The following is a 7,538-nucleotide window of genomic DNA, read 5'->3' as shown; positions in this document are numbered from 1 at the left end:
CGCGCGGCACGGCGGCGGGCAAGCGCGTCCAGGCCATGGGCGGCGCCAAGAACCACGGCATCGTCATGCCCGACGCCGACCTCGACCAGGCGGTGAAGGACATCTCCGGCGCGGCTTTCGGCTCGGCGGGCGAGCGCTGCATGGCGCTGCCGGTGGTGGTGCCGGTGGGCGCCAAGACCGCCGAGGCCTTCCGCGAGAAGATGCTGGCCGAAATCGAGACCCTGAAGGTCGGCATCTCCACCGACGCCTCGGCCCAATACGGCCCGGTGGTCACCGCCGTCCATCGCCGCCGCGTCAGCGACTACATCCAGCTGGGTGTCGAAGAGGGCGCCGAGCTGGTGGTCGATGGCCGCGACTTCAGCCTGCAGGGCTATGACCAGGGCTTCTTCATCGGCCCGTCGATGTTCGACCAGGTGAAGCCGGACATGCGCACCTACAAGGAAGAGATCTTCGGCCCCGTGCTGCAGATCGTGCGCGCCGAGACCTTCGAGGAGGCCGTCGCGCTGCCGTCGCAACACCAGTACGGCAATGGCGTGGCGATCTTCACCCGCAACGGCCGCGCCGCGCGCGAGTTCGCGGCCCAGGTCAACGTCGGCATGGTCGGCATCAACGTGCCGATCCCGGTGCCGGTGGCCTACCACACCTTTGGCGGCTGGAAGCGCTCGGCCTTCGGCGACACCAACCAGCACGGCATGGAAGGTGTGCGGTTCTACACCAAGGTGAAGACCATCACCGCCCGCTGGCCGGAAGGCGCCGTCGAGGACAGCGCCTTCGTTATCCCGACGATGAAGTGAGCGCGTAGCGGCTCATCCCGGCGCAGGCCGGGATCCACCCACGGTCAGCTCCTACGGCTGATCTGGTCCTTGCTGGCCTGGCGGGTCTTGGGGCCGGAGGAGCGGTCGGGCTTGGCGCCGCGGTTGGCGTGGTTGGCGTTCAGCACCGCGCCCTCGTCGCCCGGCTCGCTGCGCAGCGGCTCGTCGTCGTTGTCGAGCTCCAGCGGCGTCTGCGGCAGCTGATCGGGATCGCGCTGCGCGTCGAGGTCGCGTTGGCCCACGCCCAGGCCCTGTTCGCGTCCGCGGTTCGCCTCGATCGAGTCGGGATCGTAGCTGCGGGGTTCGTCGGCCATGGTCGGTCTCCTTCAAGCAGACAACATCAACCCGTGGCGCTGGCGGCTGTTCCTCACGCCCCTTGCTTGCGCGCGCCGCCGCCGCCCGCTAGGCGGGGCCATGGCCTCCGCCCTGCAAGCCGCCTACGACGAGCGCCTCGCCGCGGGCGAGATCCGGCCGGACCCGGCCCAGGCCGCGGGCCTTGCAGCCCTGGCGCGGCTGGAGGGCGACCTGGCCGAGGCCGGCTCCGGCGGCGGGGGCTTGAAGGGCCTGTTCCGCAAGCCGCAGGCCGAGCGCGGCGTCTACCTCTGGGGCCCGGTGGGCCGCGGCAAGTCGATGCTGATGGACCTGTTCTTCGCCACGGTCCCGGTCGAGAAGAAGCGCCGCACCCACTTCCACGTCTTCATGGGCGAGGTCCACCGGCTGATCGGCGCCTGGCGCACGGGCGACGCGGCGGCGCGCAAGGCGAAGTTCGGCCAACATAAGGGGGACGATCCGATCCCACCCGTCGCCGACGTGGTCGCGGACGGCGCACGCCTGCTGTGCTTCGACGAGTTCCAGGTCACCGACATCGCCGACGCCATGATCCTTGGGCGGCTGTTCGAAGCCCTGTTCGCCCGCGGCGTCACCCTGGTCGCCACCTCCAACCGCGAGCCCGACGCCCTCTACAAGGACGGCATCAACCGCCAGCTTTTCCTGCCGTTCATCGACCTCTTGAAGGAGCGCCTGGAGGTGGTGACGGTGGCGGGCGGCCACGACTACCGGCTGGAGCGCCTGCGGGCGGCGGGGACCTGGTTCTCGCCCATCGACCCGGACAACGAGCGGTCCTTCGACGCCCTGTGGCGCGACATGCTGGACGGCGTGGAGGAGACCGGCGCGACCCTGGAGGTGCTGGGCCGCAAGATCGCCCTGCCGCACGCCCTGGGCGGCCAGGTCCGCGCCAGCTTCGCCAGCCTGTGCGCGGTGGCGCTGGGGCCGAACGACTATGTCGCCCTGGCCGAGCGCTTCCACACCGTCTTCCTGGAGGACGTGCCGAAGCTGGACCCCAGCCGGCGCGAGGAGGCGCGGCGGTTCGTGATCCTGATCGACGCCCTCTACGAGGCGCACGCCAAGCTGATCGTCCTGGCCGAGGCGCAGCCGTCCCAGCTCTATCCCACCGGCGACGGCGCCTTCGAGTTCGAGCGCACCGCCTCGCGGCTGGAGGAGATGCGCTCGGCCGACTGGCTGGCGGAGGAGGCCGCCCAGCCGGCCTGAGATTCATGGCCTACCAGTCACGGTTGAGTGACGAAGCGGCCTCGCGGCGCGGTTTCGAGCCTTTCCGGCGCGGCTGTTAACGAAGCGACAATCCCGAGGCCGCTCTCTAAGAGGCCGGCGTCTGTCCTACGCCCGCGAGCCCAGAACGGGCTGTCCCACCAGTCTTCCGTTCGCTCGCCTAAGGATCACCCATGTTGCAAGACGTCGCCGCCACCGCGTCGGGATCGGCGGAGCCGAAGAGGGTCCGGCTGGCTGCGAGCCAGGGCCTGGCCTTCCTGGGCCGCACGGTCTTCGAGGGCGTCCGGCTGCAGGCGGTCTGGGATGAGCTCAGCGCCCGCTTCATGGCCGACGCCAATGACGTGGGCGCGCTCATGGACCTGTCCACCCTGGTGCAGATGAGCGGCGACCGCGCCAAGGGCCTGGAGCTGCAGGCCGCGGCCATCGAGCAATGCCGGTTCTACCGCACCGTCCACGGGACGGGCGCAGGCCCGAAGATCCTGGCCTTCATGACTCCCGGCGACCTGATGGCCAACACCCCCATCGACTTCCTGCTGGAAGGCTCCGACGCCGAGCTCACCGTCTGCTACGTCGACGCTGGCCTGCCGGCGCCGTCCGAGGTCCCGGAGCATGACGTGGCCTTCCTGGCGATCGGCCAGTCCGACGACGGCTCCCGCGCGCTTTCGCACCTACGCGCCGCCTTCGACGCCTGGCCGCGCCCGGTGGTCAACGGCCATCCCGAACGGATCGCCGAGCTCAGCCGCGACGGGGTCGCCGACCGCTTCGCCGGCCACCCGAACGTGCTCTGCCCCGCCACGCGCCGGGTCGACCGCGCGACGCTGGCCGCAGCCGCCAGCGGCGAGACCCCGCTCGAGGCCCTGCACCTGGGCCTGCGCTTCCCGGTGATCGTGCGGCCCATCGGCTCGCACGCCGGCAATGGGCTGGAGAAGATCGAGACCCGCGAGGCGCTGGCGGTCTACCTGGTCACCCATCTGGCGGACGAGTTCTTCGTCGCCGCCTTCCTCGACTACAGCGGCCCCGACGGCCTGTTCCGCAAGCTGCGGGTGGTGTTCGTCGACGGCCGGCCCTTCGTCTCCCACATGGCGGTCTCCGGCCGCTGGATGGTGCACTACCTGAACGCCGACATGGGCGAGGTGGACAACCGCAACGCCGAGGCGGAGATGATGGCGAGCTTCGACGCGGGCTTCGCCCAGCGCCACGCAAGCGCCTTCCAGGCGCTGGTCGACGGTTTCGGCCTCGACTACTTCGGCATCGACTGCGCGGAGACCCAGGACGGCCGGCTGGTGGTGTTCGAGGTCGATGTGGCGATGATCGTCCACGCCATGGATCCGGCGGACCTCTATCCCTACAAGAAGCCCGCGATGGCCAAGCTGTTCGACGCGGTGGTCGGCGCCTTCTCGAAGTCCGCCCAGCGCCGCCGGCTCGCGGCCTAAGGGTTTTCGCAGCCTAGGCCTTCAGGCTCTCCACCAGCGCCTTGGCATAGGGGCGCAGTTCGGCGTCGGCGCGCACAACGATGGTGAGTTCGCGGACCGCCCAGTCGTCGGCCAGCTCCACCGTCGCCAGGTCCATGGTCCTGGCCGCCCGCGCCGCCGTAGTGGCCGGGACCACGCCGACGCCGACGCCCACCTCCACCAGCCGGCAGACCGCGTCGAAGCTGCGCAGCTGCACCCGCAGGCGCAGCGGCTTGCCCTCCCGCGCGGCCTTGCCGGCCAGGAAGCGTTGCAGGGAGCTGGCCCGGTCGAGACCCACCAGGTCGTAGTCCAGCACCTGGGCGAACCGCACCCGGGGCTTGTCCGCCAGCGGATGGCCGCGCGGGGCTGCGACCACGAAGCGGTCGGAGCGGAACGGATAGGTGGCGAGCGCGCCCACGTCGACGGTGCCCGCCACGATGCCGATGTCCGCCGCGCCCTCGGCTACCAGGCCCACGATCTCGTCGGAGAGCCGTTCCTCCAGGTCGACGCTGACGTGCGGATGCGCCGCCAGGAAGGACGACAGGGCCTCGGGCAGGAATTCGGTCAGCGCATTGGTGTTGGCCAGCAGGCGCACCTCGCCCGTGAGGCCGCCGGCGAAGGCGCTGAGGTCCTCGCGCAGCCGCGCGCTCTGGGCCAGCATGGCGCGGGCGTGCTTCAGGAGGGTGCGGCCAGCCTCGGTGAGGCTGATCCCTGAGCGCGACCGGACCAGCAGCGGCGCGCCCAGCGCGTCCTCCATGCCGCGGATCCGCGTCGAGGCCGCCGCGAGCGCCAGCGCGCTGCGCTCAGCGCCGGCGGTGATCGAGCCCGCGTCGGCCACGTCGCAGAACAGCTTCAAGTCGGTGAGGTCGAACCGCATCCTTCGTCTTTCGCGAAGCATCCCTACAGCAATTACGCATTGCGGCGGGCGGATTCCAGGGGGAATCTTCGGGTCTTGCGAAGGATGCCGCGTCTTGTGGGAGCCATCCGGCAGGGCGTCTCGCGCCCTTCGTTGACACCCCCCGCGTGGCGCTTAAAAGCGGACCCATCCAGGGACAGGACATGAGCGCGGGAGAGCCATGACGGACGCCCCCAAGACACGCCGCGAGCCGCCGGTTTCGCCGCACCTGATGACCGGCGGCTTCGGCTCGCCGCTGCTCTGGCGCTGGCACATCACCATGTGGACCTCGATCCTGCACCGGGCGACCGGCTGCGCCCTCTATGCGGGCGCGCTGATCGCCGCGGCCTGGGCGATCACCCTGGCCGGCGGGCCGGAGGCCTACGCCGGCTTCAAGAGCGTGATGGGCTCGATCCCCGGCAAGGTGGTGATGTTCGGCCTGACGCTCTGCGTCTTCTACCACCTGGCCAATGGCGTCCGGCACCTGGTCTGGGACTCGGGCCATGGCCTGGACATCAAGTCCGCCAACGCCTCGGCGATGGTGGTCTTCGCCTTCGCCGCCGTCGCCACCGTGGCGATCTGGGGGCTGGCCGGCATGACGGGGGCGCTCTGATGGTCAGCTACCGCACACCGCTCGGCCGCGCCCGCGGCCTGGGCTCGGCCAAGGACGGCGTCGGCCACTGGATCGGCCAGCGGGTCTCCGCCGTGGCCCTGGCGCCGCTGGTGCTCTGGATGGTCTACGGCGTGATCCGCCTGGCCGCCGGCGACTACGGCTTCGCCGTCCACTGGGTCCAGGACCCACTGAACGCGACACTGACGGTGCTGACGCTCGCCATCGCCTTCTTCCACATGCGCACCGGCATGCAGGTGGTGATCGAGGACTACGTCGACGAGGCGCTGGGCAAGTCGGTCCTGCTGATCCTCAACCTCTTCGTCTGCGGCCTGGCCGGTGCGCTGGCGATCTTTTCGATCCTCAAGGTCGCCTTCGGCGGCGTCGTGGGAGGCGCTTGAGACCCGACATGGCGACCTACAATTTCATCGATCACAAGTACGACGTGGTGGTGGTCGGAGCCGGCGGCTCGGGCCTGCGCGCGGCGCTGGGCTGCGCGGCGGTGGGGCTGAAGACGGCCTGCGTCTCCAAGGTCTTCCCGACCCGCTCGCACACGGTGGCGGCGCAGGGCGGCATCTCGGCCAGCCTCGGCAACATGGGCCAGGATGACTGGCGCTGGCACATGTACGACACCGTCAAGGGGTCGGACTGGCTGGGCGACCAGGACGCCATCGAATACATGGTCCGGAACGCGCCGGCCGCGGTCTATGAGCTGGAGCACTGGGGCGTGCCGTTCTCGCGGACGTCCGAGGGCAAAATCTACCAGCGCGCCTTCGGCGGCATGACCCGCAACTACGGCGAGGCGCCGATCCAGCGCACCTGCGCGGCGGCCGACCGCACCGGCCACGCCATGCTGCACACCATGTACGGCCAGGCGGTGGCCAAGAAGACCGAGTTCTTCATCGAGTACTTCGCCCTCGACCTGATCATGGACGAGGGAACGTGCCGCGGTGTCACGGCGTGGAAGCTGGACGACGGCACCCTGCACCGCTTCCAGGCGCAGATGGTCATCCTGGCCACCGGCGGCTATGGCCGCGCCTACTTCTCCTGCACCTCAGCCCACACCTGCACCGGCGACGGCGGCGGCATGGTCCTGCGCGCCGGCCTGCCCTTGCAGGACATGGAGTTCGTGCAGTTCCATCCGACCGGAATCTACGGCTCCGGTTGCCTGATCACCGAGGGCGCGCGCGGCGAGGGCGGCTACCTCACCAACTCCGAGGGCGAGCGGTTCATGGAGCGCTATGCGCCCACCGTAAAGGACCTGGCCCCGCGCGACATGGTCAGCCGCGCCATGACCATCGAGATCCGCGAAGGCCGCGGGGTGGGCCCGAAGAAGGACCACATCAACCTGCACCTGGACCACCTGGACCCCAAGGTGCTGCACGAGCGCCTGCCCGGCATCTCGGAAAGCGCCCGCATCTTCGCCGGCGTCGACGTCACCAAGGAGCCGATCCCGGTGCTGCCGACCGTGCACTACAACATGGGCGGGGTGCCGACGAACTTCTATTCCGAGGTGGTCACCAAGGTCGGCAAGGAGACGGACAAGGTCGTGCCGGGGCTGATGTCGGTGGGCGAGGCGGCCTGCGTCAGCGTCCATGGCGCCAACCGCCTGGGCTCCAACTCGCTGATCGACCTGGTGGTGTTCGGCCGCTCGGCGGCGCTGCGCTGCGCCGAGACCGTTAAGGCCGGCGCGACCCAGGTGGAGCTGAAGCCTGAGATGACCGATGGCCACCTGGCCCGCTTCGACCGCTTCCGCAACGCCGCGGGCAAGACCTCGACAGCGGCGCTGCGGCTGGAGATGCAGCAGGCCATGCAGGAGGACGCCGCGGTGTTCCGCACCGGCGAGACCCTGGTCTCCGGCGTCAAGCGCCTGGAGGCGGTGCAGGCCAAGCGCGCCGACCTGTCGGTCGACGACCGCGGCCTGATGTGGAACACCGACCTGATGGAGACCCTGGAGCTCGACAACCTGATCGGCCAGGCGGTGGTGACGGTGGTGGGCGCCGATACCCGCCAGGAAAGCCGTGGGGCGCACGCCCGCGAGGACTTCCCCAACCGCGACGACAAGACCTGGATGAAGCACACCCTCAGCTGGTTCGACGACGCCAGCGGCAAGGTGAAGATCGATTACCGGCCTGTCCACGACTACACCATGACCAACGACATCGCCCCGATCCCGCCCAAGGCGCGGGTCTACTAGCGCGCGA

Annotated in this window: 8 protein-coding genes; 6 read left to right on the top strand and 2 right to left on the bottom strand. The window is 70.0% G+C overall.

The annotated features are described in order from the left end of the window. The coding region (locus E8A49_RS09550) for an aldehyde dehydrogenase family protein (protein WP_293379690.1) at positions 1 to 794 on the top strand (794 nt) is incomplete at its 5' end. Between the two features lie 44 nt (positions 795 to 838). Here E8A49_RS09550 and E8A49_RS09545 read toward each other — a convergent pair. Continuing rightward, entirely contained in the window at positions 839 to 1,126 is a 288-nt protein-coding gene (locus tag E8A49_RS09545; protein WP_293379687.1) for a hypothetical protein, read from the bottom strand. Between the two features lie 100 nt (positions 1,127 to 1,226). Between E8A49_RS09545 and zapE the strand changes: the two genes are divergently transcribed. Next, entirely contained in the window at positions 1,227 to 2,360 is a 1,134-nt protein-coding gene (zapE, locus tag E8A49_RS09540) for a cell division protein ZapE (RefSeq protein WP_293379684.1), read from the top strand. 191 nt (positions 2,361 to 2,551) lie between these two features. Continuing rightward, entirely contained in the window at positions 2,552 to 3,811 is a 1,260-nt protein-coding gene (locus tag E8A49_RS09535; protein WP_293379681.1) for a hypothetical protein, read from the top strand. Positions 3,812 to 3,824: 13 nt separating this feature from the next. On the opposite strand, the gene E8A49_RS09530 is transcribed toward E8A49_RS09535, so the two are convergent. Beyond that, positions 3,825 to 4,706: a LysR substrate-binding domain-containing protein gene (locus E8A49_RS09530; RefSeq protein ID WP_293379678.1), complete on the bottom strand. Its 882-nt coding sequence runs from the start codon at positions 4,704 to 4,706 to the stop codon at positions 3,825 to 3,827. A gap of 199 nt (positions 4,707 to 4,905) precedes the next feature. On the opposite strand from E8A49_RS09530, the gene sdhC reads away from it, so the two are divergent. Genes sdhC through sdhA form a run of 3 tightly spaced genes read left to right on the top strand, consistent with a single transcriptional unit; the run spans position 4,906 to position 7,531 of the window. Then, positions 4,906 to 5,337, top strand: a complete 432-nt coding sequence (sdhC, locus tag E8A49_RS09525; protein WP_293379675.1) for a succinate dehydrogenase, cytochrome b556 subunit — start codon at positions 4,906 to 4,908, stop codon at positions 5,335 to 5,337. Next, positions 5,337 to 5,735 (top strand): succinate dehydrogenase, hydrophobic membrane anchor protein, encoded by a 399-nt coding sequence (sdhD, locus tag E8A49_RS09520; RefSeq protein ID WP_293379672.1) that lies wholly within the window; start codon positions 5,337 to 5,339, stop codon positions 5,733 to 5,735. Before sdhC ends, sdhD begins: the two co-directional genes overlap by 1 nt. Before the next feature lie 8 nt (positions 5,736 to 5,743). Next, a complete protein-coding gene (gene sdhA, locus E8A49_RS09515) occupies positions 5,744 to 7,531 on the top strand; it encodes a succinate dehydrogenase flavoprotein subunit (protein WP_293379669.1) in 1,788 nt (595 codons plus the stop codon). Positions 7,532 to 7,538: the final 7 nt, after the last annotated feature.

The organism is Phenylobacterium sp. (assembly GCF_004799515.1).
Classification (GTDB): Bacteria; Pseudomonadota; Alphaproteobacteria; order Caulobacterales; family Caulobacteraceae; genus Phenylobacterium.
The sequence above is the reverse complement of the archived record's forward strand: the minus strand, read 5'-3'. Positions and strand labels throughout refer to the sequence as shown.